The 25867-nt window shown below is 62.9% G+C and carries 27 protein-coding genes; 6 read left to right on the plus strand and 21 right to left on the minus strand.

Features of this window, described 5'->3' with window-relative positions:
* Positions 1-89: 89 nt before the first annotated feature.
* From phnE to AAG793_RS01150, 9 genes are all read right to left on the minus strand, one after another.
* Positions 90-881: a phosphonate ABC transporter, permease protein PhnE gene (phnE, locus tag AAG793_RS01110; RefSeq protein WP_341902876.1), complete on the minus strand. Its 792-nt coding sequence runs from the start codon at positions 879-881 to the stop codon at positions 90-92.
* Positions 882-913: 32 nt separating this feature from the next.
* Positions 914-1747, minus strand: coding sequence for an ABC transporter permease subunit (locus AAG793_RS01115; protein ID WP_341902878.1), 834 nt, complete (start codon positions 1745-1747; stop codon positions 914-916).
* A complete protein-coding gene (locus AAG793_RS01120; RefSeq protein WP_341902880.1) occupies positions 1747-2580 on the minus strand; it encodes an ATP-binding cassette domain-containing protein in 834 nt (277 codons plus the stop codon). The genes AAG793_RS01115 and AAG793_RS01120 overlap by 1 nt, the downstream gene beginning before the upstream one ends.
* 29 nt (positions 2581-2609) lie before the next feature.
* Complete coding sequence (locus tag AAG793_RS01125; protein ID WP_341902881.1) at positions 2610-3488, minus strand: putative selenate ABC transporter substrate-binding protein; 879 nt, start codon at positions 3486-3488, stop codon at positions 2610-2612.
* Between the two features lie 140 nt (positions 3489-3628).
* A complete protein-coding gene (locus AAG793_RS01130; RefSeq protein ID WP_341902883.1) occupies positions 3629-4486 on the minus strand; it encodes an RluA family pseudouridine synthase in 858 nt (285 codons plus the stop codon).
* Between the two features lie 216 nt (positions 4487-4702).
* Positions 4703-5425: a tRNA (guanosine(46)-N7)-methyltransferase TrmB gene (gene trmB, locus AAG793_RS01135; protein ID WP_341902885.1), complete on the minus strand. Its 723-nt coding sequence runs from the start codon at positions 5423-5425 to the stop codon at positions 4703-4705.
* Positions 5426-5434: 9 nt separating this feature from the next.
* The gene (gene gluQRS, locus AAG793_RS01140) at positions 5435-6355 is read right to left on the minus strand and encodes a tRNA glutamyl-Q(34) synthetase GluQRS (protein WP_341902887.1); all 921 of its coding nucleotides are present in this window, start codon (positions 6353-6355) and stop codon (positions 5435-5437) included.
* Positions 6356-6367: 12 nt separating this feature from the next.
* Positions 6368-7462 carry an FAD-dependent oxidoreductase gene (locus AAG793_RS01145; protein WP_341902889.1) on the minus strand — a complete coding sequence of 365 codons (1095 nt, stop codon included), beginning with the start codon at positions 7460-7462 and terminating at the stop codon, positions 6368-6370.
* A gap of 129 nt (positions 7463-7591) precedes the next feature.
* Positions 7592-8545, minus strand: a complete 954-nt coding sequence (locus AAG793_RS01150) for a LysR family transcriptional regulator (RefSeq protein ID WP_341902891.1) — start codon at positions 8543-8545, stop codon at positions 7592-7594.
* Between the two features lie 148 nt (positions 8546-8693).
* Between AAG793_RS01150 and AAG793_RS01155 the strand changes: the two genes are divergently transcribed.
* The 5 genes from AAG793_RS01155 to AAG793_RS01175 all read left to right on the plus strand — a co-directional run bounded on the left by AAG793_RS01155 (position 8694) and on the right by AAG793_RS01175 (position 11860).
* A complete protein-coding gene (locus AAG793_RS01155) occupies positions 8694-9395 on the plus strand; it encodes a pirin family protein (protein ID WP_341902896.1) in 702 nt (233 codons plus the stop codon).
* Positions 9396-9488: 93 nt separating this feature from the next.
* On the plus strand, positions 9489-9899 hold the full coding sequence (locus AAG793_RS01160) for a DoxX family protein (RefSeq protein WP_341902899.1): 411 nt from the start codon (positions 9489-9491) through the stop codon (positions 9897-9899).
* Positions 9900-9947: 48 nt separating this feature from the next.
* Positions 9948-10502: a flavodoxin family protein gene (locus tag AAG793_RS01165; RefSeq protein WP_341902901.1), complete on the plus strand. Its 555-nt coding sequence runs from the start codon at positions 9948-9950 to the stop codon at positions 10500-10502.
* Between the two features lie 69 nt (positions 10503-10571).
* The gene (locus AAG793_RS01170; protein WP_341902904.1) at positions 10572-10979 is read left to right on the plus strand and encodes an OsmC family protein; all 408 of its coding nucleotides are present in this window, start codon (positions 10572-10574) and stop codon (positions 10977-10979) included.
* A complete protein-coding gene (locus AAG793_RS01175; protein WP_341902907.1) occupies positions 10976-11860 on the plus strand; it encodes a pirin family protein in 885 nt (294 codons plus the stop codon). Before AAG793_RS01170 ends, AAG793_RS01175 begins: the two co-directional genes overlap by 4 nt.
* 5 nt (positions 11861-11865) lie before the next feature.
* On the opposite strand, the gene egtB is transcribed toward AAG793_RS01175, so the two are convergent.
* Both egtB and AAG793_RS01185 read right to left on the minus strand, forming a co-directional pair.
* Positions 11866-13194 (minus strand): ergothioneine biosynthesis protein EgtB, encoded by a 1329-nt coding sequence (gene egtB, locus AAG793_RS01180; protein WP_341902909.1) that lies wholly within the window; start codon positions 13192-13194, stop codon positions 11866-11868.
* Between the two features lie 85 nt (positions 13195-13279).
* A complete protein-coding gene (locus tag AAG793_RS01185) occupies positions 13280-14110 on the minus strand; it encodes a sulfurtransferase (protein ID WP_341902912.1) in 831 nt (276 codons plus the stop codon).
* A 74-nt stretch (positions 14111-14184) separates the two neighbouring features.
* On the opposite strand from AAG793_RS01185, the gene dnaE reads away from it, so the two are divergent.
* Positions 14185-17673 (plus strand): DNA polymerase III subunit alpha, encoded by a 3489-nt coding sequence (gene dnaE / locus AAG793_RS01190; RefSeq protein WP_341902913.1) that lies wholly within the window; start codon positions 14185-14187, stop codon positions 17671-17673.
* Between the two features lie 34 nt (positions 17674-17707).
* On the opposite strand, the gene tolA is transcribed toward dnaE, so the two are convergent.
* From tolA to ribD, 10 genes are all read right to left on the minus strand, one after another.
* On the minus strand, positions 17708-18586 hold the full coding sequence (tolA, locus tag AAG793_RS01195; protein ID WP_341902915.1) for a cell envelope integrity protein TolA: 879 nt from the start codon (positions 18584-18586) through the stop codon (positions 17708-17710).
* Positions 18587-18638: 52 nt separating this feature from the next.
* Entirely contained in the window at positions 18639-19079 is a 441-nt protein-coding gene (locus AAG793_RS01200) for a biopolymer transporter ExbD (RefSeq protein WP_341902918.1), read from the minus strand.
* Between the two features lie 109 nt (positions 19080-19188).
* Entirely contained in the window at positions 19189-19881 is a 693-nt protein-coding gene (tolQ, locus tag AAG793_RS01205) for a protein TolQ (protein WP_341902921.1), read from the minus strand.
* The gene (locus AAG793_RS01210; RefSeq protein ID WP_341905329.1) at positions 19878-20321 is read right to left on the minus strand and encodes a tol-pal system-associated acyl-CoA thioesterase; all 444 of its coding nucleotides are present in this window, start codon (positions 20319-20321) and stop codon (positions 19878-19880) included. Before AAG793_RS01210 ends, tolQ begins: the two co-directional genes overlap by 4 nt.
* A 145-nt stretch (positions 20322-20466) precedes the next feature.
* Complete coding sequence (locus AAG793_RS01215) at positions 20467-21663, minus strand: pyridoxal phosphate-dependent aminotransferase (RefSeq protein WP_341902924.1); 1197 nt, start codon at positions 21661-21663, stop codon at positions 20467-20469.
* Between the two features lie 10 nt (positions 21664-21673).
* Positions 21674-22225 (minus strand): transcription antitermination factor NusB, encoded by a 552-nt coding sequence (gene nusB / locus AAG793_RS01220; protein ID WP_341902926.1) that lies wholly within the window; start codon positions 22223-22225, stop codon positions 21674-21676.
* Between the two features lie 93 nt (positions 22226-22318).
* On the minus strand, positions 22319-22783 hold the full coding sequence (gene ribH / locus AAG793_RS01225) for a 6,7-dimethyl-8-ribityllumazine synthase (protein ID WP_341902928.1): 465 nt from the start codon (positions 22781-22783) through the stop codon (positions 22319-22321).
* A 36-nt stretch (positions 22784-22819) separates the two neighbouring features.
* Positions 22820-23950: a bifunctional 3,4-dihydroxy-2-butanone-4-phosphate synthase/GTP cyclohydrolase II gene (gene ribBA / locus AAG793_RS01230; RefSeq protein ID WP_341902930.1), complete on the minus strand. Its 1131-nt coding sequence runs from the start codon at positions 23948-23950 to the stop codon at positions 22820-22822.
* Between the two features lie 15 nt (positions 23951-23965).
* A complete protein-coding gene (locus tag AAG793_RS01235) occupies positions 23966-24619 on the minus strand; it encodes a riboflavin synthase (protein ID WP_341902933.1) in 654 nt (217 codons plus the stop codon).
* A gap of 94 nt (positions 24620-24713) precedes the next feature.
* Positions 24714-25841 carry a bifunctional diaminohydroxyphosphoribosylaminopyrimidine deaminase/5-amino-6-(5-phosphoribosylamino)uracil reductase RibD gene (ribD, locus tag AAG793_RS01240; RefSeq protein ID WP_341902936.1) on the minus strand — a complete coding sequence of 376 codons (1128 nt, stop codon included), beginning with the start codon at positions 25839-25841 and terminating at the stop codon, positions 24714-24716.
* Positions 25842-25867: the final 26 nt, after the last annotated feature.

A 25867-nucleotide genomic window follows, 5' to 3' on the forward strand; every position in this document is an offset into this window, starting at 1 on the left:
AACTGTGGTGTCAAGCTAGGGGCGGGGATTGTGTTCACGACGGCTTTTTTCAATAGACGGAGAGGAAGGTGGATGACAAAGCCGGCAGCCTACACCGACAGCCAGCGGCGGCTGGCAAAACTCAGGGCATCGACGAGAGCGACCAGCACCAGCATGGCCAGCAAAATGCTGCCAGTTTCACCCATCTGGAACAGGCCCATATGAAAAGCGAGCATTTGACCCAAGCCCCCAGCACCCACCACGCCCAGCACGGCGGCGGCACGGATGTTGTTTTCCCAGCGGTACAAGGTGTAGCTAACGAGCTGCGGCAAGATTTGCGGGAAAGTGGCATACCAAAAAATTTTGGCCTCTGTGATGCCGCGACAACGCAGCGCAAACGCCGGGCCTGCGCCCGCGTTTTCAATGCTTTCAGCAAACAAGCGGCCCAGCACGCCTGACGTGTGCAGCGCCAAAGCCAGCGTACCAGCCAGTGGCCCCAAGCCCGCGCTGATCAGCAGCAGCGCTGCCCACACCAGCTCAGGAATGCTGCGCAGCATATTCAACACCGCGCGGCTGATGCCGCGCCACCGGGCTGGATCGTCGTGGTGCGTTTTGCTGGCGGGCACGGCCAGGGCCAAGCCAAAAATGACCGCCAGCAATGTGCCCAGTGCGCTCATGGCCAGCGTTTCTAGCGCAGCCCAAATGAGTTTGGTCAAGAATTTGCTGCTGGTTTCAGGCACCAACAATTCGCCAACGAACTTGCCCATTCGGCCGGCAGCATCCACACTGAAGAACTGCGCCCACTTCAAGTCAAGCGTCCAAAAGCTGGCAACTGTGAGGCAGACCAGACCGAACACAAACCAGCATGCCTTGCAGCGCGCAGCGAACAGCGGCGGCGGCATCTTACGGGGTGATACGCGTGACGTTTGCACGCTCACCCCAGCTTTTTACGCAACCAAGCGCTGGTGGCATCTGCCAGCCACACCAGCAACATAAAAACAATCAGCATGGTGGCGACTTCAGAACCATTGAACATCTTCATCGATGCATCCATTTGCTGACCCAGGCCACCCGCGCCCACAAAACCCAGCACGGCTGACGAACGGATGGCGCACTCCCAGCGGTACACCGAATAGCTGGTCAACTCGGCAGCGTTTTGTGGCAACAGGCCGTAAAAAAACGCCTGGAGGCGTCCCGCGCCGTTGCGGAGCAGACTCTGCGTGACTTGCGCATCGCCGCTTTCCAGAATTTCGGCATAGACCTTGCCCAACATGCCGCCGTAGGTCAGTGCAATCGCGATCACGCCCGCCGTTGGCCCCAGGCCGACCACCCGCACAAAGATCAGTGCCCAAATCAATTCTGGGACGCTGCGCAGCAACACCATGACCCAGCGCAGCAGTGTGCGCAACACCGAGGGAAGCTTGTTCATCTTTCCGGTCAACGCGGACACCGACAAAACCCGCACCGACAGCAGCGCCAGCGGCACGGCCAGCACCATTGCCAGAGCTATACCGGCAGTGGCAATGGCAACCGTACGCCAGGTTTCCTTGGCGACCAGCAGTAAAAATTCACCTTCTATTTTTGGCGGAAAGAAGTCACCCAAAAATTTCAAGGTCGGCTTTAAATTACTGGCCTCAAACAGTGTCCAGACTTTGAATTCAGTCAGTACAAGCGCAGGCCACAGCAGTGCCAACCCAGCCAGTAGCCAGAACAGGCGACCCATCCAGGCCGGGTCGCGCTTGGCGGTTTGCGAAAGCACCGTCTGCATCAGCGGCAGTGCATCACAGCGGGAAGTGAAGGTGCATCAGGTACATGATCAGCTGCTACCGGCGGGCCATCGAGCTCATGCAAGTGCTGCGCGTACAGGTCATGCAGGTGCTGGGGTGAAACTTGTGCGGCAGGAAGGTCAAAAACAAGCTGACCATCGCGCAGACCAATAATGCGCGGAAATGACCGCAGTGCCATGTCAACATGGTGCAAGGTTGCCACCAGCGTTGCGCCGCGCTCGGCCGCGATATCGGTCAGTGCCTGGATGGCCTGCTCACTGCGCGCTGGATCCAGCGCTGACAGTGGTTCGTCAACCAGCAGCAACTGCGCGTTTGACGCCAAAATGCGCGCCAGCCCGACACGTTGCCGCTCACCGCCTGACAGGCGGTCAACCCGCTCAAAAAGCTTGTCAGCCAAATCAAACCTTGCCAGGGCTGCATCAGCCGTTTCAATATGCCTCGGATAAAACAGGCTGCGAAGGCTTGCCCAAATACCCATTTGCGGCAAAAGTCCCGCCAGCACTGCCGTCACCACACGCTGGCGCGGCGGCAATGGCGGCACTTGCGGAGCCAAAAATAATTTGGCTCGCAACTTTTGAAGCCCACGGATCGGTAGGCCCCAAGGGTCAACGTCGCCCAGCTGGAGCGCCCCCGTGGTGGGCTTTAACGCGCATGCAGTCAATTGCAGCAAGGTGGTTTTGCCTGCGCCGGACGGACCAATAATGGCCACTTGCTCGCCAGACTGCACTTTTAAAGAGACATGCCGCAGTGCATCAGGCACATTGCCTTTGGCGGCGGGATGGCGCGCCGATACATCGGCCAGAAGAACCTGCACGTTGTTGATCAGCCTGTTGATGGGTCTGTTTATTTAAGCAAGCCGGCACTGCGGGCAGCAGCTTCGATGCCGCGGTAGTTCTCAGGCACTGTTGCAATGTATTTGGTCGCGCGGTTCAAATCCAGAATTTCTTTGCCTTCAGGTGTCTTAGGGTCAATGTCCAGCAGCGCTTTTTTAACGCGTTCGCGCTGGGCGGCTGGCATGTCTGCGTGCACTGACCAGTTGTAGTTGAAGTAACCCGGCGTGGAGAAGAACACCACCGCGTCTTTGTCCGACACCTTGCCTTCTTTCACAAACTTGTTCCAAACGGTGATGTCAAGCGCAGCAGCGTCAACCTTTCCGCTGACAACGGATGCAATGGTGGCGTCGTGCGCGCCCGAATAAGCCACCCGCTTGAAGTCTTTGTCAGGGTCAATTTTGGCGTCGAGTAAAAAGCTGCGCGGCATCAAATGCCCAGACGTTGATGATTGCGAACCAAAACTGACCTGTTTGCCTTTGAGGTCGGCCAGCGTTTTGATACCTGAGCCAGGTTTGGTGATGAACACCGATTGAAACTTGGTGTCTTCCTCGCGCTGGGCGATCGGCACAATTTTGCCGCCTGAACGCACGCTTGCCTGCACAAACGTGAAGCCGCCAAACCAGACCATGTCGACCTGCTTATTGACCAGCGCTTCCACTGCAGCGGGGTAGTCAGATACCGGAATAAACTCAACTTTTTGACCCAGCTTGCTCTCCAGGTATTTCACAATCGGGCCAAATTTGCGGGTCTGCTCTGTGGCTGCTTCCTCGGGGATGGTGGTGACGCGGAAAATAGTCTGCGCGTACGAGGTACTTGTCAAAGCGGTTGCTGCGGTCAGAGCGGCGACGCTTAGCAGTGATTTGAAGTTTTGAAAAGAAAAATAAGCCATGTTGGGAGTTCTTTCTGGGCAGGGATGGAGAGAAAGGGCTTGGACAGAACGTTACCCGCTAGTTTCGCTGAAAGACGACGCGCTCTCTCAACGATGTGCAATAACCGTAGAACCCCTCGTCACCTCAGTTGCAAGGCCTGTCACGCCAGCGTGCGCTGGCTTTGAAAATACCGCGCCTGGCCTGTCACAGGGTCGGGAAACGCAATCGACCTGGCCAGCAACTGCAGGGGCAAGCTGTAGTCATCAATCGGGGTATCAGCCACAGGAGGGTACATCCGGTCATTCAGAATCGGCAAGCCTAGTGCGTTCATATGGACGCGCAACTGGTGTTTTTTACCAGTCACCGGACTTAGCGCGTATCTGGCCAGGTCGCCATTTTTTTCAATCACATCCATGTGGGTTTCGCTGTTGGGCTGGCCCGGTACCTCGCGCTGCCTGAAGAACGGTTCGTCTTCAACGATTCGGCTTTTACGGGTGATGGGCCATGTCAAATCTTTCCGCCAAGGTGCGATGGCCTCGTAGTGCTTGGTCACTGCATGGTCTCGGAACAGCGCCTGGTAGGCATTGCGTTCGCCGGGGCTGACGCTGAACAGCACCAGCCCGGCTGTTTCGCGGTCGATGCGGTGAATCGGCGCCAGCGTGTCGATGGCCAGCTTGTTTTTGAGGCGCACCAGCAGCGTTTCCTGCAGGTAGTGGCCCGAGGGCGTGACGGGCAGAAAGTGCGGTTTGTCGGCCACCACCAGATGCGCGTCCTGGTAGAGCACGGTTTCCTCAAAGGGGATGCGGGGTTCCGCAGGCAAGTCGCGGTAGTAGTACACACGCATGTGGCCCCGGTAGGGCCGCTCGGGGGTGACCGGGGTGCCGAACTCATCGGCGACCAGGCCCGCCTGCATGCGCGCCAGCCAGGTAGTGCGTGAAATCGCGGGGAAGCGCTCGACCAGAAAATCCGTCATGGTTGGCCAGTCGCCTGCGGGCAGCCCGACGCAGCTGGGGCTCACGCCTTGCCGGGTGGGCAGGCCGTGAGTCACTTGGCCCCCACGCTGGCCACTGCGTATGGCTCCCTGTACGTGCCCACGTCTGAGACGTGGGCCCTTCCTCCCGTCCCAACCTGCGCAGGCAGGTTTGGAGCCGCGGTCGTCAGCCCCGAGGGGGCTGTCCGACCTTGGGGCGGCCCGGCGGTCGGACCATCCTGTTTGACTTGTTGCTTTGAAGGTTCAGGCACGGGCGAACACCACATCCCACACACCATGGCCTAGCTTGATGCCGCGGTTCTCAAATTTGGTCAGCGGCCGGTAGTCGGGCTTGGGCGCGTAACCGCCTTGCGACTCGTCTGCCGAGTTGCGCAGCAGCGGCTCGGCGCTCAGCACTTCCAGAATCTGCTCGGCGTAGGGCTGCCAGTCGGTCGCGCAGTGCAGGTAGCCACCGGGCTTGAGCCTGGCGGCCAGCTTGGCAATCAGCGGTGGCTGGATCAGGCGGCGCTTGTTGTGTTTTTTCTTGTGCCACGGGTCTGGAAAAAAAATGTGCACACCGTCGAGCAGCGCCCCGTCGCCGGCGGGCAGCATGTGGTCCATGACTTCTACTGCGTCGTGCTGCAGGATGCGGATGTTCTGCAGTGACTGCTCGGCAATGCGCTTGAGCAGGGCGCCCACGCCGGGCGTGTGCACTTCGCAACAGAGGAAGTTTTTCTCCGGCATCAGCGCCGCGATGTGCGCGGTGGCCTCGCCCATGCCAAAGCCGATTTCCAGAATCGTCGGCGCGGTACGCCCAAAGGCCCCGGCGATGTCGAGTGGTGCTGGCTCGTAAGGCAGCAGGAACTGCGGGCCCACATCGGCAAAGGCCTTGGCCTGGCCGACGGTGGTGCGGCCAGTGCGCCGCACAAAGCTGCGGATGGCGCGTGGCGGGAAATTCGCGGGAGGCGGAGTGGGGGCGTCAGTCACCGAATGATTTTAGTCGGCCGGCTTGATGCATCTTCTCGATATAGATGCCCAATGCGGCAGTGCGTGCCGCAGCCAGTCGGCCGCTGTGGCTGCATGCTGGTCGTCTGGAATGCCCAGTACCCGACCCGCAGCGGCAAGGGCCTGCAGGGGCTGCGTCAGGTCCAGCGCCGTGGCGCCGTTTTGTTTGGAGAGCTTCTCGCCGTTCGCGCCCAGCACCAGCGGGGTGTGCAGATAGCGCGGTGTGGGCAGACCCAGTGCCCACTGCAGCAGGATTTGCCGCGCGGTGTTGTTGGCCAGGTCTTCACCACGGACCACATCGGTCACCCCTTGCGCCGCATCGTCCACCACCACCGCCAACTGGTAGGCCCAGTAACCGTCGGCACGCCTGAGCACGAAGTCACCCACTTCCTGAGCGACATCCTGCGTCTGCTCGCCTAGCCATTGATCGTGCCAGTGCAACACGTCGCGCGACGGGCCCACCGCAAATCGCCAGGCCCGGGCGGCACGGCCGTTCAGGCCATTTCGACAAGTGCCGGGATAGACCAGTTCGCCGTGTCGATGCCGGGGGTGTCCGAGATTTTCCAGTGCGCGCTCAATGTCCTGCCGGCTGCACGCGCAGGGGTAGGCGAGTCCATCGGTCACGAGTTGATCCAGCGCCTGCTGGTAAAGCGCCCCGCGCTGTGACTGGTACACCGGCGCTTCGTCTGGCACCAGGCCGCAGGCTGCGAGCTGTTGCAGGATCAGGCTGTCTGCACCAGGCACGAAGCGCGGCGTGTCGACATCTTCAATGCGCACCAGCCATCGGCCCTGATGGACTCTCGCGTCGAGCCAGCTGGCCAGCGCCGCAACCAGCGAGCCCGCGTGCAGCGGCCCGGTGGGAGAGGGCGCAAAGCGCCCCACGTAGGGCGCGCGATCAGGCTGACTTCCCACCTCCGCGCGGGTTCAGCAAATGGCCAGTGCCATTTCGAGCCCGGAAATGAAACCATCCTCCACTCGATGGCCAATGCACCAGTCACCACAGGCGCCGATGTGGGATTGGGCATCCCACAAATGGCTTTTGCCCAGGGGCTTGGTGGTTTGCGCATAGCGCCAGCGGTGCACGGCCGCGTGGGGCGGTTCGGCGCGAATGCCGGTCACTTCGGTGAAGGCTCTCAGCAGCTTGGCCTTCACGCGCTCGGCGTCGTCTTCCAGGTGGCGCACCGACCAGTCAGGGCTGGCCTGTACGGTCCAGCGTTCAATCGGGCCGTGGCCAGGCTTGGACGACTCGCGTGCCAGCCAGGCGATGCGGTGGTGGGTGCTGCGCGCTGCATTCCAGTGCGGGCCCAGGTGCGACAGCGTCGGCTGGTTCGCCTGCGGAAAGGCCAGCATCAGCGTCCAGCAGGGCGCAACGCTTACGCTGGCGATCGGTGCGATCAGCGGCTTGGCTTGCTGCGAGCTGAGCAGCAGGGCATGGGCCTGCACCGAGGGAATGGCCAGCACCACATCATCAAAACCAGAGTGAACACGGCTGTCGGCGCCCGGGCCTTCTGTCTGCAGCTGCCAGCGCTCGGGGTGCAGCTTGTCTTTCTCGATGCGGACCACCTGCGTCTGCAGCATCAGTTGCCCGGCGCTGACCAGCGGCTCCGCCCATTGCCGCACCAGCGCGTTCATGCCGGGTGTGGCGACCCAATGGGGCTCTTTCGGCGGCAACGCCGCTGCCACGACGCGGCCTAGCTCGTCGAGGATGCGCACGGTGTTGGCGCTCCAGGGGCGTACGCGGCCCGGCACAGTAGCCAGGGCCATTTCAAACCGCGCATCGCGAACGGTGAAGTACTGCGCGCCATGGTCGAACCCGCCAAATTCCGTGTTGCGTGTGGACATGCGCCCGCCCGTTCCGCGGCTTTTCTCGAACACCGTGACCTTGTGCCCTGCCTGCACCAGGGTGCGCGCGCAGGCGATGCCGGCAATCCCGGCGCCAATCACTGCGATGTGCCGCGGCGCTGCGGGCTGTGCGGAGGCTTGGGGTGGGGATGTTCGCTTGCGGGTTGTTTTTGTCATGTTCTGGTCTGTCTTGTTCTGGTTTGTCTTGCTTGTGGTGGTGAACGCAAAGCCGTCCATGCACACACTCTACACGCAGCAGAGGCCAATGCCTACGCTGTGTTGGCCCCTGCGGTTGATCTTCGGGTTTTAACGGATCTGGTCGTACGACAGCAGGGCCTGCCGCGTGGCCGGGCGAGCCAGCTGCTCCAGCCACCACTGCAACGCGCGGCCTGTCGGCAGGTCATCGTGCCTTCGCCACGCGTAGCTGGGCGCCACGGTGCGTGTGGGGCGCTGCACGCGCTTTTCGACCAGCCGGCCTGCGGTGATGTGCGGGCGGGCCAGATACTCGGGCAAAAAGCCGACGCCCAGACCACGCAGCTGCGCATCGAGCTTTTCCTGCATGCCGGGCACAGTGAAGATGTTCTGCCCACCCATCAGCCCGACGGTTAGGCCGCTGCCGCGCTGCACGGAATCGGCCACCGCCACGGCGCGGTGTTGCATCAGCATCGCATCGGTCAGTGGTTCCGGTGCGCTGGCCAGCGGGTGATGTGGGGCGACGGCATACACAAACGGGATGCTGCCCAGTGGCTTGCTCTGCACCGAGCGGTCGGTGGCGGGCTCCATGGCCACCCCGATGGCCAGATCGGCCTGCCCTGAGGTCAGCGCCTGCAGCGTGCCGGACAGGGCCTCGCTGCGAATGCGCAGGCGGGTCGGTGGGTCCAGCGAGAAAAAGGCCTCGCACAGCTCCATGACGGTGGTGCGCGAGATCACGCGGTCCACCGCCAACGTGAGCTCGGGTTCCCAGCCGGTGGCCACGCGCTTGACGCGATTGGCCACCGCGTCAAGCTCGGTCAGCAGCCGGTCGCCTTCGCGCAGGAGTTCGCGCCCGGCGGCGGTGAGCTTGGCCTGCCGTGATGAGCGGTCAAACAGCAGAACATCGAGCGCGTCTTCCACCAGCCGGATGCGGTAGGTGAGGGCGCTGGGCACCACGCCCAGCTGCCGTGCCGCCGCAGCCATGCTGCCCGCGCTGTGCACGGCCGCGATCAGCCCCAGTGTTTCGGGCGTCAGGGTGTCCCGGATCGGGTTGGTGATGATGCTCATGGCAGTTTGATCATGATTTAATAGTTCAATTAATTTGAATGATGCCATCAAATCCGTGCAACGAAAAGAGTGGTATCGGCTTCTACAGTAGAGGCATTGAAAGCAGCGCCCCGGCAGCTTTCCCAACAGCCCCTGAAAGGAGCCCATCATGGTCACTCTGAGAGCCTCCAGCGAACGCGGTTATGCCGACCACGGCTGGCTGAAGTCCTTCCATTCCTTTTCTTTCGCCGGTTACTACGACCCTGCCCACATGGGTTTTGGCAACCTGCGCGTGATCAACGAAGACCGCGTGGCCGCTGGTCGCGGCTTCGGCACGCACGGCCACCGTGACATGGAAATCATCAGCTACGTGCTGAGCGGTGAGCTGGCGCACAAGGACAGCATGGGCAACGTCAAGGGCATTCCGCCCGGCGATGTGCAGCGCATGAGCGCCGGCACCGGCGTGCAGCACAGCGAGTTCAATCATGCCGAGGGCCAGACCACGCATTTCCTGCAGATCTGGATCGAGCCCAACGTGACGGGCATTCCGCCCAGCTACGAGCAGAAGTCCTTCAGTGACGCTGAAAAGCGCGGCCAGCTGCGCCTGGTGGCCTCGCCCGACGGTGCCCAGGGCTCGGTGACCATTCATGCCGATGCGCGGCTCTATGCGGGCCTGCTCGACGGTGAGGAGTCGGTCGAACTGGCGCTGGACCCGAAGCGCAAGACCTATGTGCATCTGGTGCGCGGCGAACTGGAGGTCAATGGCCAGCGGCTGAAGACCGGTGACGCCGCCAAATTGGAGTCAGAGCCCCGCCTGCAACTGGCTCACGGCCAATCGGCCGAGGTGCTGGTGTTCGATCTCGAAGCCTGAGTTTTCCCCTGCGGTGTGCTGGCTTGCTGGTCACCGTGTTTTCATCCATCATCTTCAAGCTGTCAAAAGCCCACTGTCTCGAAAGGACTCATCATGTTCAACTCTCTCCAAAACCCGTTTTCCCTGATTGGCCGCCTGCTGCTGGCCCTGCTATTTGTGCCTGCCGGCTTCAGCAAGATTGCTGGCTTCACTGGCACCGTGGGCTACATCGCCTCAAAGGGCGTGCCATTGCCTGAAGTGGCCGCAGCGATTGCCGTCGCTGCCGAGCTGGGCCTTGGCCTGCTGCTGGTGGTGGGCTTCCAGACCCGACTGGCCGCGTTGCTGCTTGCGATCTTCACTTTCGTCATCACCTTCATCTTCCACAACTACTGGGCCATGCCGGCTGACATGCAGATGATGCAGTCGTTGATGTTCTTCAAGAACATGGCTGTGGTGGGTGGTTTGCTGGTGATCACGGCTTTCGGTGCCGGCGCCTGGAGCCTGGACGGCAAGCGCGGCGCCTGAGTTTTCACGGTTTCTCTTTTACTTTTTTGACCCTCAAGGAGTTCACACATGTCTCAAGTTGTTGTGGTTTACCACTCGGGCTACGGCCATACCCAGCGCATGGCGCAATCGGTGGCCAATGGCGCCGGTGCAGAGCTGATCGCGATTGACGCCGATGGCAACCTGCCGGAAGGTGCGTGGGAAAAGCTCGCGGCGGCCGACGCCATCATCATGGGAAGCCCGACCTACATGGGCAGCGTCAGCTGGCAGTTCAAGAAATTTGCCGATGCGTCGTCCAAGCCCTGGTTCGGCCAGGCCTGGAAGGACAAGCTGTTTGCCGGCTTCACCAACAGCGCCAGCATGAATGGCGACAAGCTGTCCACGCTGCACTACCTGTTCACGCTGGCCATGCAGCACGGCGGCGTGTGGGTGGGCACTGGCATGATGCCCAGCAACAGCAAGGCTGCCAAGCGCGACGACAACAATTACATGGGTTCGTTCAGCGGCGCGATGGCGCAGTCGCCTTCCGATGCCGGCGCAGCCGAGATGAGCGCTGGCGATCTGGAGACGGCGCGTCTGTTCGGCGCGCGCGTGGCAGAGACCGCTGCGCGCCTGCGCAAGTAATCCGTCGGGCCCGATGTGTACTGCCCCGTGAGGCAGCACACCAGAATGTCATCACTTCAGGAGTTGCCCATGTCCGTGCTCATCCAGAAGAAGCCGTCCGCGCCCATGGCGCAGACCATCGCGATCCGCGACCATGTGCTGAGTGCCGATGTGAGCGCCGCCGAAGGCGGTGAAGACGCAGGCCCCAGTCCGCACGACCTGTACGACGCGGCGCTGGGTGCCTGCAAGGCTCTGACGGTGATGTGGTACGCCCGCAAGAAGGGCATTCCTGTGGACGATGTCCGTACGGTGATTGACCGCGACGACTCCGGTGAACGCACTGGCGTGTACCGGCTCAGTGCGCGCATGCAGGTGCAGGGCACGCTGACCGATGCGCAGGTGCGCGAGCTGGAATCTGTGGCGCAGAAATGTCCGGTTCATAAATTGATGACCACGGTCACCACCGACATCACCACCTCACTGGAGCGCATGCCATGACGGTTCAACGTGTACTGACGGGCCACCACAAGGACCTGGGCGGTGGCTTCATGGTGCGGCGCCTTTTGCCGGCTGCGCAACAGCAGTCGGTGGGCCCCTTCATTTTCTTTGATCACTTCGGACCGGTGACCGAGCAGCCCGGCACCAATCACGATGTGCGGCCCCATCCGCACATCGGACTGGCCACCGTGACCTACCTGTTTGAAGGCGCCATGATGCACCGCGACAGCGTCGGTTCCAGTCAGCGCATTGAGCCCGGCGCCATCAACTGGATGACGGCAGGGCGCGGCATTGTGCATTCAGAGCGTGCGCCGGAAGACCTGCGCAGCACGGCTTATGTCAACCACGGCCTGCAGCTGTGGGCGGCGCTGCCCAAGGCATTTGAAGAGGTGGCGCCTGACTTCACGCACACCCCGGCCGATGCGATTCCTGTGGTCACGCTACCGGGCGTTGAAGTGCGTGTGCTGATCGGCGACGCATTTGGCAAGACATCGCCGGTCAAGACGTTCTCCAAAACGGTTTACCTCGACATCCGGCTCGCTACGGGTGCCAGTGTGGAACTGCCGGCGCTGGCAGAGGAGCTGGCGGTGTATGTGGTGAGCGGTGGCGTGGTCGTGGCCGGCGATGCGGTACCCACCAACGCCTTGTGCACTCTGACCTCGGGCCTGCCCACCACGCTGCACGCCACGACTGATGTGCGACTGGTCGTGGTCGGCGGAGAGCCACTCGATGGGCACCGCTATATGTGGTGGAACTTTGTCTCCAGCCGCAAGGAGCGCATCGTTCAGGCCTCGAACGACTGGCTGGCGCAGGGCATGGGCCAGGTGCCCGGCGAGACCGAGTTCATTCCCTTGCCGGAGCGGCGCTTTACAGCCGATTGACGAGGCTAGGCGGCATCACGCGCCAGCCGCAGCCCGCTGAACTGCCACTGCGCCTCGGGCGGGAAGAAGTTGCGGTAGCTGGCGCGGATGTGGCTTTGCGGCGTGGCGCACGACCCGCCGCGCAGCACAAACTGGTTGCACATGAACTTGCCGTTGTACTCGCCCACCAGTCCCTCCCAGGGGCGGTAGCCCGGGTAGGGGTTGTAGTTCGACTGCGTCCACTCCCACACGTCGCCCGCCATCTGCACCGGCGCGTGGCCGTGGTCGGCCTGCGTGGGCAAGGGATGAAAGGCCGCCGCTTCGGAAAAGTTGCCATTGCGCCAGTGAGCCGCCGGCTGGCGCCGCGCAGCCAGCTCCCATTCAAACTCCGTCGGCAGGCGCGCGCCTGACCAGCGCGCAAACGCGTCGGCTTCGAAATAGCTCAGATGGCAGGCGGGGGTGTTGGGGTCTACCTCGACCTGCCCGTGCAGCGTGAAGTTGATATAACGACCCGGCGCTGAGTCTGGCGCCTCCTGCCAGTAGAGCGGCAAGCGGCGCTGGCCCGCCTGTACCCAGTCCCAGCCCATGGCCAGCCACAGCTCAGGGCGCTCGTAGCCGCCGTCGGCGATGAAGCCCATCCACTCGGCGTTGGTCACCAGCCGGCTGGCCAGCTCGAACGGCGCGACGTAGACCTTGTGGCGCGGTGTTTCGTTGTCGAACGCAAAAGCGCCGTCCTCGGCAGGCAGGTGGCCGTGCTCGACCAGTCCGCCTTCAAACCCATGCCACTGCAGTGGCTGCAGGTGAATGCCTGTGAGCGGCCAGCGCTGGGCGTAGGCGGGCCGCTGGGGGTTGAAAGAGAGCGCGTGCTTGATGTCGGTGAGCAGCAGCTCCTGGTGCTGCTGCTCATGGTGCAGGCCCAGCGTGACGAGCTGCGCGAGGCTGGCATCGCCTTTGGCTGAGGGGGCGGACAGCAGGGCCAGCATGCGCTCATTGACCTGCGCCCGGTAGGCCATCACCTCACCCAGCGTAGGCCGGCTGATCAGCCCGCGCTGGGGGCGTGGGTGTTTGTCGCCGACGCCGTTGTAATAGCTGTTGAAGAGCACCCGGAAGCTCGCGTCGAACGGCTGGAAGTCATGCTCATGGCGTTCGAGGATGAAGGTCTCGAAGAACCAGGTCAGATGCGCCAGATGCCACTTGGTGGGGCTGGCATCCGGCATCGATTGCAGCTGGCAGTCTTCGGCGCTCAGTGGCGCGGCCAGTGCCTCGGTGCGGGCCCGCACCTGCTCGAACGCATGGGCCAGCGCCGAGGGCTGAAAGGCGGATTGCACGGAGGCTGGGCGGGATGGGGTTGGCATGGGCGTTGGCATTGGGGCGCTCGACGTGAGTGGATTGCGGCGTGCGGATGGACTTGCTTGGTGAAGCGTCATCGGCCTCGCCGTATCAACAGTTTTCGTCAGGATGGGCGAGGCGTCTGTCAGACGCTGACCCTGTTGGTCGCGCGCCGCCTTCAAATCTTGCATCGGATGCCGGTTGTCCAGGGTTGATTCGTGGCTGCAATGCCGCGTCAACCGCCCGTCGGTCGTCAAACACAAAGCATTCCCCGGTGAAATGCCGGTGACCGCAGGTTTCAAAGTATTTCAGGATGCCGCCGTCGAGCTGGTACACATTTTCCAGGCCTGTCTCGCGCATCAGGATCGCCGCCTTCTCGCAGCGGATGCCGCCAGTGCAAAAACTCACCACGGTTTTGCCCGCCAGCTCATCCCGGTGTGCCTGCAGGGCTTGCGGAAATTCAGTGAACTTGTCGATGCGCCAGTCGATGGCGTGGTCGAAGGTACCCACGTCGACCTCGAAGGCGTTGCGCGTGTCGAGTGTGACCACTGGCCGCCCCGCGTCGTCGTGGCCCTGGTCCAGCCAGCGCTGCAGGGTGGGTGCGTCCACGGCAGGGGCGCGGCCCGCTGCGGGCTGGATGGCCGGGTGGTTCATGCGGATGATTTCCGGCTTGATTTTCACGAGCAGCTTGCGAAAGGGCTGCACGGCCGACCAGCTCTTCTTGACTTCCAGATCGTGAAAACAAGGGTCCTGCCGCAGCCAGTTCAAGAAATCGTCGATGTCGGCCCGCGTCCCCGCCAGAAAAAGATTGATGCCTTCCTCGGCCAGCAGCACCGTTCCCCTGATGCCGCGCACTGCCAGTTGCTCCCGCAGCTCGCTTTGCCGCGTCGGCAGGCGGTCGAGCGCTATGAATTTGTAGGCGGCAATGTTCAGGGTCTGCATGGTGCCTAAATTGTAGGCAGGCGCATGGGAATTCAGGGGCTGTGCTCCGTGCCTGGGGTCCTAAAATGATTTGCATGTTTGTTCATTTAAGAATTCACACCGAGTTTTCGGTGGTCGATGGTACCAACCGCATCGACGAAATCGTGGGGGCTGCCGCCACCGACCAGCAGCCGGCGCTGGCCATCACCGATCTGAGCAACCTGTTCGGTACCGTCAAGTTCTACAAGGAATGCCGCGGTGCCGGCGTTAAGCCGCTGATCGGTGCCGATGTGTGGGTTCAGGTGCCGGGCAAGGAGGCCAATGCGCCCGCTGCCCGCCTGCTGCTGCTGGTGCAGAACCGGCAGGGTTATCTCAATCTGTCAGAACTGATCACCCGCGCCTGGACGCGCAATGTGGTGCGCGACCAGGCGGTGATTCGCCTGGAGTGGTTGGCCGAGCTGAACGAGGGGTTGATTGCCCTCTCAGGGGCGCAGGGCGGCGCGGTTGGCCAGGCGCTGCTACAGGGTGATGACACCCGTGCCGTCGAGTGTGCGCTGCATCTGGCGGGCATGTTCCCGCACCGTTTTTACCTGGAGCTGCAGCGTGCCCAGCGACCCGACGACGAGCGCCACGTCGCCGCTGCCGTGCAATTGGCAGCCCGGCTCAAGCTGCCGGTGGTGGCCACGCACCCGGTGCAGTTTCTGACCTACGACGACTACGAGGCGCATGAGGCTCGGGTGTGCATTTCCGAGGGCGAGATCCTGGGCAACGCGCGCCGGGTGCGCAAGTTCACCCGCGAGCAGTACTTCAAGTCGGCCGCGCAGATGGAAGCGCTGTTCGCCGATGTGCCCTCGGCACTGGCCAACACGCTGGAGATCGCCAAGCGCTGCAGCCTGACGCTGGAGCTTGGCAAGCCCATGCTGCCGGACTACCCGACGCCCGAGGTCAATGGCGCCCGAATGCCGATTGACGACTACTTCCGCCACGCCTCGTTCGAGGGGCTGGAGGCGCGACTGGCTCACCTCTACCCCGACGCGGCGGTCCGTGACGCCAAGCGCCCGGTGTATGTCGAGCGGCTGGAGTTCGAGATCAACACCATCCTCAAGATGGGCTTCCCGGGCTACTTCCTCATCGTGGGTGACTTCATCAACTGGGCCAAGAACAACGGTTGTCCGGTGGGCCCGGGCCGGGGCTCAGGTGCCGGCTCGCTGGTGGCCTACGCGCTGAAGATCACTGATCTGGACCCGCTGCAGTACAACCTGCTGTTCGAGCGATTCCTCAACCCGGAGCGGGTGTCCATGCCCGACTTCGACATTGACTTCTGCCAGCTCAACCGCGACCGCGTCATCGACTATGTGAAAGACAAGTACGGCAAGGACGCGGTGAGCCAGATCGTCACCTTTGGCACCATGGCGGCGCGCGCGGCCATCCGCGACGTGGGCCGGGTGCTGGACTTTCCCTATGGTTTTTGCGACGGCATTTCCAAGCTGATTCCGAACAAGCCCGGCCAGCACATCACCATCGAGAAGGCCAAGGAGGTCGAGCCCATTCTGGCCGAGCGCGAACGCAAGGAAGAAGACGTGCGCACGCTGCTGGAGCTGGCGCAAAAGCTCGAAGGCCTGACGCGCAATGTCGGCATGCATGCCGGTGGCGTGCTGATCGCGCCGAGCAAGCTTACCGACTTTTGCCCACTCTACGCGCAGCCCGGCAGCGATTCGGCAGTGAGCCAGTTCGACAAGGACGACGTGGAGGCGATTGGCCTTGTGAAGTTCGACTTTCTGGGGCTGGCCACGCTCACCATTCTGGAGATGGCCAAGGACTTCATCATCGCCCGGCATCCGGCGCAGAAGGACTTCAGCTTCGAGAACCTGCCGCTCAATGACAAGAAGGTCTATGAGCTGTTCGGGCGCGGCCAGACCGAAGCCGTGTTCCAGTTTGAAAGTATCGGCATGCAGCGCATGCTGAAAGACGCCAAGCCGGATCGCCTGGAAGACCTGATCGCGATGAACGCGCTCTACCGCCCCGGGCCGATGGAGCTGATTCCGACCTACATCGCGCGTAAGCAGGGCAAGGAAGAGCCCGAGTACCCCGACCCGCGCGTCAAGGCGATTCTGGAAGAGACCTACGGCATCATGGTGTACCAGGAGCAGGTGATGCAGACTGCGCAGATTCTGGGCGGCTATTCGCTGGGCGGCGCTGACCTGCTGCGCCGCGCCATGGGCAAGAAGAAGAAAGAGGAGATGGACGCCCAGCGCGAGGTGTTCCGCAAGGGCGCAGGCGAGGGTGGCCTCACCGAAGAGAAGGCCGACGAGGTCTTCGACCTGATGGAAAAGTTCGCGGGCTACGGCTTCAACAAGTCGCACTCCGCTGCCTATGCCCTGCTGGCCTACCACACCGCCTGGCTCAAGGTGCACTACACCGCCGAGTTCTTTGCCGCCAACATGACGGTGGAGATGGACGACACCGACAAGCTCAAGGTGCTGTTTGGCGATGCGCTGAAGATGGGCATCCAGTTCGAGTCGCCCGACATCAACCGCGGCGACTACCGCTTCGAGCCCACTGGCAACACCAGCGTGCGTTATGGACTCGGTGCTATCAAGGGCACCGGCCAGCAGGCGATTGCCGCCATCGTGGCTGCCCGCAAGGAGGGTGGCCCCTTCACCTCGCTCTATGACTTTTGCGTGCGCGTCGACCGCAGCAAGCTGAACAAGCGCACGGTGGAGGCGCTGATCAAGGGCGGCGCCTTCGACAACCTGCACCTCAACCGCGCGTCGCTGCTGGCCTCGGTCGACCGGGCATTCGAGTTTGCCGCTGCCACTGAAGCCAACGCCAACCAGGGCGGCCTGTTCGACATGGGCGACTCGCATGCCGCCAGCACGCAGGAGCCGCCGCTGGTTGAGGCTGTGCCCTTTGGCGTGAAGGCACGGCTGGTGCATGAAAAAACTGCCATCGGTTTTTACCTGTCGGGTCACCTGTTCGACGAGGTGGAAACCGAGGTGCGGCAGTTTGCCAAGCGCCGCATCGATGACCTGATCGACTCGCGCGAGCAGCAACTGCTGGCCGCCATCGTGGGCGATCTGCGCGTCATCAACGGTAACCGCGGCAAGCTCATCATCTTCAAGCTCGACGACAAGACCGATGTGCTGGAAGCCTCGGTGGACGAGGCGGTCTACAACGCCAACCGCAACCTGCTGAAAGACGACGAACTGGTCATCGTGCAGGGCACGCTGCAGGGCGCTTCAGAACGCTTCGGCCGGCGCTTCAAGGTCACGCAGGTGTGGGACCTGGAGACGGCGCGCTGCAAGTTCGGCAAGTATCTGCGTGTGGCTGTGAACGGCACGGCACCAGACATCTCACGTATGGTGAGGGATTTCCCGCCGCGCAAGGAGATGTCGGAGCAGGGCGAGCTGCTGCGCGGCCTGCCGGTGCGCCTGAGCCTGCGCCGCCACAGTGATGGTGAGGGGCTGGGCGCAGCGGCCGAATTGCAACTGGGCGATGCCGCCCGTTTCTACCCGACCGACGCGGCGCTGGCCAGCTGGATGGCGCAAGCCGACCGGGGCCTGGCGCAGATCGTTTACGAGTAATAGTGCGCTGGTTTCTGCGCCAGCAGCGTCGTTTTCAATCCCTGAGCCGGAATTCCAGAATCATCGGTGTGGGGACACGCCCATCCACATCGCGGGGCATGGTGCCGGTGCGGATGATGGCCTTGATGACCGCGTCGTCCCATGCCTTGTTGCCGCTGGACTTGACGAGCCGCTGACCGAGAATGGTGCCGTCGGGTGCGGTGCGTACTTCCACCTCGGCTGTGGGGTTACCGATGGCATCGTCAGTGAACACCACGTTGGGTTTGACCTTGGCCCGAACCTTCCCGCCGTAGCTGGCAGACGGCCCGCCAGACTTCTGTGCCGTGCCCTTGGCATCTGCTCCGCCCGTGGCGCCTGCCAGGCCCATCATGCGGTTCAGCGCTTCCTGCCGCTGCCTGGCCAGTGCGGCTTCGGCCTGCTTTTCCTTCGCCTCGTCTTTCGCATCCTGCTTGCGGGCGTCGGCTTTTTTGGCTTCTTCGGCAGCCTTGCGCTTGGCCAGTTCTTCTTTGGCTTTCAGTTCCTTTTCTTTCTTGGCCTGCTCGGCCTTGAGCTTCGCCTGCTTTTGCGCCTCGGCTTCTTTCTGCTGAGCCAGCTTGCGTTTCTTCTCCTGCTCCAGCGCAATCTCGGCGTCGGGCGTGGGCGGAGGCGGAGCGACCTGGGGTTGCGGAGGGATGACCTCGGGCGGCGGTGGTGGCGGGGGCGGTGCTTCGACCACAGGGGGGGCGGCTTCCTGAGGCGTGCTGGACCACAGCTCGGCTTCGAACGCAATGTCCGGATTGCTGCGCTTCCAGTTCAGGCCCCATGTGAGCGCTGCAATCAGCAGCGCGTGCACCACCAGCGCCAGGCCAAACGACCGCAGCGCACCATCGGCGCGGGGCGGGCCAAATTCAAGTCGGTCGGCGGCGCTGGGCATGGTGTGTCAGGGCTTGCGACGGATCATCGGTGAGGGTGCCGCAGCCAGTGCATCACTTTCCGGGCTGCACCGACAGGCCGACACGGGTGACCCCCGCTTCCTGCAGCGCGCCCATGACTTTCACCACCGTCTCATAGCGGATGCTCTTGTCCGCACTGATGACCACCGGCACTGCCTCTGCAGCGGCGGCCTTGACGCCCGGTTCGAACTTGATGACGTCCGCCGCCACGTTGGCCACATTGCTGGGCCGTGCATCGGCCTTGATGCGGATCTGTACCGTTTCGTCCTTCTGGATTTCGATCTGCACCGGATTGGCTGGCTGCCGCGGCAGGTTGGCCTTGCCGACCTTGGGCAGCGCAATCAGGCTGGGCGTGATCAGCGGCGCCGTGACCATGAAGATGATCAATAGCACCAGCATGACGTCGATGAACGGCACCATGTTGATCTCACTGATATTGCGGCGACCCCGGCCGCGGGAGGTGACTGCTGGCATGGCGGCTCCTTTCAGGCTGGCGGACGCCGCGAAGGGCCGCCCCGAGCAAGTCCAGCCCCCTCGGGGGGCAGCGCATTACGCGAAGCGAAAAGCGTGGGGGCTGACATTTTTAATGACCCGATGGGGATTGCGCGCCGAGGTTGCGCTGCAGGATATTGGAGAACTCTTCAATGAATGTCTCCAGCCGGTTCGCCACGCGGTCGATGTCGTGGGCGAAGCGGTTGTAGGCCACCACAGCCGGAATGGCGGCAAACAGGCCGATGGCGGTGGCGACCAGTGCCTCGGCAATGCCGGGCGCCACGGTGGCCAGCGTGACCTGTTCCAGTGCAGCCAGACCGGTGAAGGCATGCATGATGCCCCACACCGTGCCGAACAGGCCCACATAGGGCGACACCGAGCCGACAGTGGCCAGAAAGGACAGGTTGGCCTCGATGGCATCGACCTCGCGCTGGTAACTGGCCCGCATCGCGCGGCGGGCGCCGTCCATCAGGGTGCCGGCGTCGGCGATGCGGCGCTCGCGCAGCTTCTGGTATTCGCGCATGCCACTGGCAAAGATACGCTCCATCGGTCCGGAATATTTGGCGTTCTGCGCCGCGCCGGCAAACAGGTCGTTCAGGCTGGTGCCCGACCAGAACTCGCGGTCAAATGCATCGTTGAGCGTCTGCACCTTCTTGAGCGCCACCACTTTGCGGAAGATGGCAGCCCAGCTGGCAATCGAGACGCCAACCAGCAGTGCCACGACGGCCTGCACGACCCAGCTGGCATTAAGTAGAAGACTGACGATGGAGAGGTCTTGGTTCATGGGGTGGCACTCTGGGGTGGGGACAGACTGTCGAGAATGGATGCAGGGATACGCATGGGCTGGAGAGTGCTTGCATTCACCCACCCAATGCGGATTTTTCCTTCACACAGCATGGGCAGATTTTCCTCCTGGAGAATTTCTGACTGCTCCGTTTTTAATAGCGCTCGCTGCCCGATTATCAATGAAGCACGCCCTTTTTCGATCACGGTGGCGGTAACAATCAGTTCATCGTCAAGACGAGCGGGGCGGTGGTAGCGGAGTTGGGTATCGGTCACGACGAACATGCCACCCACTTCTTCCTTCAGTCGCTGCTGGCCAATGCCCAAAGATCGGAGCCACTCAGTGCGTGAACGTTCAAAAAATTTCAGATAGTTGGCGTAAAACACGATGCCACCCGCATCGGTGTCTTCCCAATACACACGCAATGGCCACTGGAATATGGCCCCCACGCTTTTCACTTCACCTTCGGCTGCGTGTAATGCGCTGCCCCCCGAGGGGGCCGCTGCGCCTGCGGTCTGGCGAAGCCAGTCCCGCGGCTCCTGCTTGATGAAGGAGTCGTCGACGTTTGACTTCATCGATTTCAGATCAGGCAAGAACAGACTCCAAACGGGCGACCACTTCTCTCAACTGCTCCATCGAATTCGCAGTGGAAAAGCGCACAAAGCGTTCAGGTGCAGACTGCCCAAAGTCGCGACCCGGTGTGACGGCGAGGTGAGCACGCTTCATCAGTTCGAACGCGAAATCCCAGCTGCCGCTGACGCCCAGTCGCGCTGCGGCATCGGTGCAGTCGGCGTAGGCGTAGAACGCGCCGTCCGGCATCACGGGGACGGTCAGGCCGAGGCGATTGAGTTCGGGAATGAAGTAGTCGCGCCGCGCCTTGAACTCGGCGCGGCGGCGTTCGTATTCGGCGAGGCTTGCGGGCTCGAAGCAGGCGAGGGCTGCCTGTTGGGCAACCGTGCTGGCGCAGATGAAGAGGTTTTGCGCCATGCGTTCGATCACGGGCGCCAGTGCTTCCGGCAGAACCAGCCAGCCCAGCCGCCAGCCGGTCATGTTGAAGTACTTGCTGAAGCTGTTGATGCTGATGACGCTGTCGCCCAGTCCGCCGGGCATGGCCAGTGCGGAGTGGCCGAAGTGTTCTTCGTAGCTGAGGCCGAGATAAATCTCGTCGATCAGCGTAATGCCGCCTTTGCTGTGCACGAACTCGTGGATGCGCTGCAGCTCCTCTGGCGCAATCGAGGTGCCCGTGGGGTTGGATGGCGAAGCCAGCAGCACGCCGCGGGTGCTTGCGGTCCACGCGGCTTCGACCTTCGCGCGGGTGAGCTGGAAGCGCTCCTCGGCGGTGGTGGGAATCAGCACCGCATTGCCTTCGGCTGCGCTGACAAAGTGGCGGTTGCAGGGGTAGCTGGGGTCCGGCATCAGGATGTCGTCGCCTGCTTCAATCAGTGCCAGGCACGCCAGATGCAGCGCCGCAGAGGCACCGGCGGTGATGATGATGCGGCCAGGCGCCACCTGCGCGCCGAAGCGGCTGGCGTACCAGTCGCTGATGCGCTCGCGCAGCGCCGGCAGGCCCATGGCCTGGGTGTACTGCGTGCTGCCGTCGACGATGGCGCGCGCTGCGGCCTGTTGCACCAGCGGAGGCGCAGTGAAGTCCGGTTCGCCGATATTGAGAAAAATCATTGGCGAGGCGGTGTGGGCGAACTCCTTAGACATGGCCGCCGCCGCCTTGGCCACCTCCATCACGTAAAACGGCTCGATCCGCTCAGCCCGCCGCGCGATCTTCACTGGCGCGCCCTCAGGAACGCGGGCCAGCGTCGGCCGAGCGGGACTTGTCGGCTGCCACTTCAGCCGGGCGCAGCGACGGGGCCAGCTTGTGCAGCACCCCGTTGACGTACTTGTGCCCGTCGGTGCCGCCAAAGGCCTTGGCCAGCTCGATGCATTCGTTGATTACCACGCGGTAGGGCACGTCGAGGCAATGGGTGAATTCGTAGGCGCCAATCCACAGCACGGCGTGCTCGACGGGCGAGATTTCTGCCATGGGGCGGTCCAGCAGCGGGGTGATACCGGCGTCCAGCGTGGTTGCGCCTTCAATGCAGCCGTGCAACAGCGCGTCGTAGTGGGCCGAATCGGCCTTGTGGAAGCCGACCAGGTCGCGTGTGAACGCGTCAATCGCATCCGACGGGTTGCGACCCACCAGGTGCTGATAGAGCGCCTGCAGGGCGAATTCGCGCGCGCGGGTGCGAGCCGATTTATCAGCCGCTTTCTTGACGCCGGTGTCGGTGAGGCCGGTGCGGGTTTGAGGCGGGCGCTTGGCTTTCGCGGTGGTTTTTGAAGTGGGTTCAGCCATGGATGTGCAATCGGTGGGGGAGGCAATGAGTGTGTGCGTACGGCATGGCGTCAATCGGTGTCGGCAAGGTGGCCGGCGGGCTGACCGGTGGGGTCAACCCAGTTCCTCCAAAAGGTTGGCCATTTCGACGGCCACGCGGGCGGCGTCCTGCCCTTTTTCATGCTGCCGGGCCTCGGCTTGTGCGAGGTTCTCCGTGGTGAGAATCGCGTTGGCAATCGGCAGCTGGTAATCCAGCGCCAGTCGGGTGACGGCCGAGCCGCTTTCGTTGGCGACCAGCTCGAAGTGGTAGGTCTCGCCACGGATGATGCAGCCCAGCGCAATCAGCGCGTCGTACTTGCTGCTCTCGGCCATGGCCTGCAGGGCACATGGCACTTCCAGGGCGCCTGGCACCTTCACGTGGGTGATGTTTTTCTCCTGCACGCCCAGCGCCAGCAGCTCGTCGCGGCAGGCGGTGGCCAGTGCATTGGTCACGCTTTCGTTGAAGCGTGCCTGGACAATGCCGATGGACAGCTTGTGGCCATCGAGCTTGTCAGCGGTTCCCTTGTCGGCTCCGAACACGGTGTACTCCCTTTTTCCGGTTTTTATGAAGTTGGTTCAGTCTTTGGTGATGTAGCCCACGATTTCGAGGCCATAGCCCGTCATGCTGGGCATGCGGCGCGGGTTGCCCATGAGGTTCATCCTCAAGGCGCCGCACTCGCGCAGGATTTGCGCGCCCACGCCATAGGTGCGCAGGTCCATGCGGCCCCGTTCGGGTGCCTGGCTGGCGCGTGCGGTTCCCTCAAACTGCGCCAGCAGCTGTGCGCTGCTCTCGCCGCAATTGAGCAGCACGGCCACACCTTTGCCCTCTTTGGCGATGCGTTGCAGGCTTTCTTCCAGGCTCCACGAATGCATGGAACGGCCGGTTTCGAGCACGTCCAGCACCGAGAGTGGTTCATGCACGCGGGCCACTACCGCATCGCCCGGATTCCATTGGCCCAGTACCAGCGCCAGGTGCAGACCCTGGCTGGTCTTGTCGCGGAAGGCGTGGGCGGTGAACTCGCCGAAAGCGGTCTTGAGCGGGCGGCAGCCGATCTTCTCGATCAGCGAGTCGTTGCGGCTGCGGTGTTCAATCAGGTCGGCAATGGTGCCGATCTTCAGGCCGTGCTCGGCGGCAAACACCTGCAGGTCGGGCAGGCGGGCCATGGTGCCGTCGTCCTTCATGATTTCGCAGATCACGGCGGCGGGCGAGCAGCCGGCCATGCCGGCCAGGTCGCAACCGGCTTCGGTGTGGCCGGCGCGCATCAGCACACCGCCATCGACCGCCTGCAGCGGAAAGACGTGACCGGGCTGGACCAAGTCGCTCACCTTGGCGCTCTTTGCGACGGCGGCCTGCACAGTGCGGGCCCGGTCGGCGGCCGAGATGCCGGTGGTCACGCCTTCGGCGGCTTCAATCGAGACAGTAAACGCCGTGGAATGCTTGGTGCCGTTGCGAGTGGCCATGGGTGGCAGCTGCAGCAGCTCGCAGCGCTCGCGTGTGAGCGTCAGGCAGATCAGGCCACGACCGTAGCGGGCCATGAAATTGATCGCTTCCGGGGTGACGTGGTCTGCGGCGAGCACCAGATCACCTTCATTTTCGCGGTCTTCCTCGTCAATCAGGATGACCATGCGTCCGGCACGCATGTCGGCCACGATGTCCTCCACGGGCGAGATGGTCGTCGGGGCGGCAGTAGCGGCGTGCTGTGTCATGGTTCAGTGCTTCATTCAATGTGTCGGTGGGGTGGCTGCGCCCGCGAGCATGCGCTCGACATAGCGCGCAATCAGGTCGATTTCAAGATTGACCTGCGAGCCGCGCTGCAGGCGACCCAGGGCGGTGTTTTGTACGGTGTGGGGGATGAGGTTGATGCTGACCTCGCAACCGCCCGCGTGTTCGGCGGTCGCGGCCAAGTCGGTCACACGGTTCACGGTCAGGCTCACGCCGTTGACGGTGATCGAGCCTTTATAGGCCAGGTATTTGCCCAGTTCGGCTGGGGCGAGGATACGCAGTTCCCAGCTTTCGCCCACTTCCGCGAAATGCGTCACCGTGCCGATGCCATCCACATGGCCAGAGACGATATGCCCGCCCAGCCGGTCATGGGCGCGCAGCGCTTTTTCGAGGTTGATGGTGCCGGTTTCGGCTAGCCCGGTCGTTTTGGCCAGCGATTCGGCAGAAATATCGATAGAAAACCGTTGCTGCGCCAGGTCAATGGCGGTGGCCGTCATGCACGCGCCATTGAGCGCAATGCTGTCACCGAGACCTACATCATCAAGGTAACCCGCAGGCGCCTCGATGGTGAGTCGCTTGCCATGGTCTGAAGAGCTGCCCAGGCTGTGGATGGCGACGATGCGCCCCACGCCGGTGATGATTCCGGTAAACATGGCACTATTTTCGCAGGGAATCGTGACACCCGAGCCGAGAAGGGTCTCGGTAGCGCAAAAGTGCGAAAAAAGACTGTCAACGGGTGGTGGCGCCCTAGAACGGGTCCTTCCCAGCCACCCGGGCGAGGATCCGAAGGTCCTGGCCCACGGCTTCTGTGGACCGGAACTCCAGCGCCAGCCCCTCCGTGAGGGCTTGTAGCGGCCCCCAGGCGGCCATGCCTGCGCCGGTGCCAAGCAGGGTGGGTGCGAGGTAAATCAGGAATTCGTCGACCAGCTTCGCACGGATCAGCGAGCCATTGAGCTTGCTGCCGGCTTCGATATGCAGTTCATTGACTTCGCGGCGGGCGAGGTCTTTCATCATCGCGCGCAGGTCCACTTTGCCGTTCGGGTCGGGCAGGCAGGTGACCGTGGCGCCGCGGGCCCTCAGCGCCGCTGACCGGGTGGGGTCATCCATCGCCGTGTAAATCCAGACCGGGCCGCCTGCGTCAAAAATCCGGGCGGTGGTGGGCGTCTGCAACTGGCTGTCCACAATCACCCGGCTGGGTTGGCGGGCCGTCTCGACAAGGCGGACGTCGAGTTGCGGGTTGTCTTCCAGCAGCGTACCGATGCCGGTCAGCACGGCGCTGGCGCGGGCGCGCCAGGAATGGCCGTCGGCGCGGGCCTCAGGCGACGTGATCCACTGGCTTTGGCCATTGGGCAGGGCAGTCACGCCGTCCAGCGAGGCGGCTATCTTCATTCGCACCCATGGCGTTTGACGGACCATGCGGCTGAAAAATCCGATGTTCAGCTCCCGCACGGCCACCGCAGACGGGTGCTCTGGCGGCAGCACCTCTACGTCAATGCCTGCAGCCCGCATGCGCGCAAGCCCCTTGCCGGCTACCAGTGCGTTGGGGTCTTGCTGCACCACCACGGCCCTGGCAATGCCTGCCTCAATCAGCGCATCACAGCAGGGTGGGGTGCGCCCGTGGTGGGCGCAGGGCTCCAGGGTGACGAAAGCGGTGGCGCCGCGAACATCACGCCCTTTGGCGGCTGCGTCGCGCAAGGCCATGACTTCTGCGTGTGCCTCGCCCACCCTCTGGGTGTGTCCCAGCCCAAAGACTTCACCCGATGGCGAGGTGATGACGCAGCCCACCCGGGGATTTGGGTCGCTCAGGCGGGTCGCCTGCTGCGCCTGCTCCATGGCCAACCGGACCATGGATTCGTGTGAAAAAGTGGACGCCATGTCACGATTTTTACCATTTGTCTGAA

Source organism: Polaromonas sp. YR568, assembly GCF_943372955.1.
In the GTDB taxonomy this organism is placed as follows: domain Bacteria; phylum Pseudomonadota; class Gammaproteobacteria; order Burkholderiales; family Burkholderiaceae_C; genus Polaromonas.

Bases quoted from the DNA above. Each gene is read 5' to 3' on its own strand.
- phnE (WP_341902876.1), bottom strand. From the start codon at position 881: ATGCCGCCGCCGCTGTTCGCTGCGCGCTGCAAGGCATGCTGGTTTGTG.
- AAG793_RS01115 (WP_341902878.1), bottom strand. From the start codon at position 1,747: ATGCAGACGGTGCTTTCGCAAACCGCCAAGCGCGACCCGGCCTGGATG.
- AAG793_RS01125 (WP_341902881.1), bottom strand. From the start codon at position 3,488: ATGGCTTATTTTTCTTTTCAAAACTTCAAATCACTGCTAAGCGTCGCC.
- AAG793_RS01145 (WP_341902889.1), bottom strand. From the start codon at position 7,462: ATGACAAAAACAACCCGCAAGCGAACATCCCCACCCCAAGCCTCCGCA.
- AAG793_RS01150 (WP_341902891.1), bottom strand. From the start codon at position 8,545: ATGAGCATCATCACCAACCCGATCCGGGACACCCTGACGCCCGAAACA.
- AAG793_RS01155 (WP_341902896.1), top strand. From the start codon at position 8,694: ATGGTCACTCTGAGAGCCTCCAGCGAACGCGGTTATGCCGACCACGGC.
- AAG793_RS01160 (WP_341902899.1), top strand. From the start codon at position 9,489: ATGTTCAACTCTCTCCAAAACCCGTTTTCCCTGATTGGCCGCCTGCTG.
- AAG793_RS01165 (WP_341902901.1), top strand. From the start codon at position 9,948: ATGTCTCAAGTTGTTGTGGTTTACCACTCGGGCTACGGCCATACCCAG.
- AAG793_RS01170 (WP_341902904.1), top strand. From the start codon at position 10,572: ATGTCCGTGCTCATCCAGAAGAAGCCGTCCGCGCCCATGGCGCAGACC.
- AAG793_RS01175 (WP_341902907.1), top strand. From the start codon at position 10,976: ATGACGGTTCAACGTGTACTGACGGGCCACCACAAGGACCTGGGCGGT.
- egtB (WP_341902909.1), bottom strand. From the start codon at position 13,194: ATGCCAACCCCATCCCGCCCAGCCTCCGTGCAATCCGCCTTTCAGCCC.
- AAG793_RS01185 (WP_341902912.1), bottom strand. From the start codon at position 14,110: ATGCAGACCCTGAACATTGCCGCCTACAAATTCATAGCGCTCGACCGC.
- dnaE (WP_341902913.1), top strand. From the start codon at position 14,185: ATGTTTGTTCATTTAAGAATTCACACCGAGTTTTCGGTGGTCGATGGT.
- tolA (WP_341902915.1), bottom strand. From the start codon at position 18,586: ATGCCCAGCGCCGCCGACCGACTTGAATTTGGCCCGCCCCGCGCCGAT.
- AAG793_RS01200 (WP_341902918.1), bottom strand. From the start codon at position 19,079: ATGCCAGCAGTCACCTCCCGCGGCCGGGGTCGCCGCAATATCAGTGAG.
- tolQ (WP_341902921.1), bottom strand. From the start codon at position 19,881: ATGAACCAAGACCTCTCCATCGTCAGTCTTCTACTTAATGCCAGCTGG.
- nusB (WP_341902926.1), bottom strand. From the start codon at position 22,225: ATGGCTGAACCCACTTCAAAAACCACCGCGAAAGCCAAGCGCCCGCCT.
- ribBA (WP_341902930.1), bottom strand. From the start codon at position 23,950: ATGACACAGCACGCCGCTACTGCCGCCCCGACGACCATCTCGCCCGTG.
- AAG793_RS01235 (WP_341902933.1), bottom strand. From the start codon at position 24,619: ATGTTTACCGGAATCATCACCGGCGTGGGGCGCATCGTCGCCATCCAC.
- ribD (WP_341902936.1), bottom strand. From the start codon at position 25,841: ATGGCGTCCACTTTTTCACACGAATCCATGGTCCGGTTGGCCATGGAG.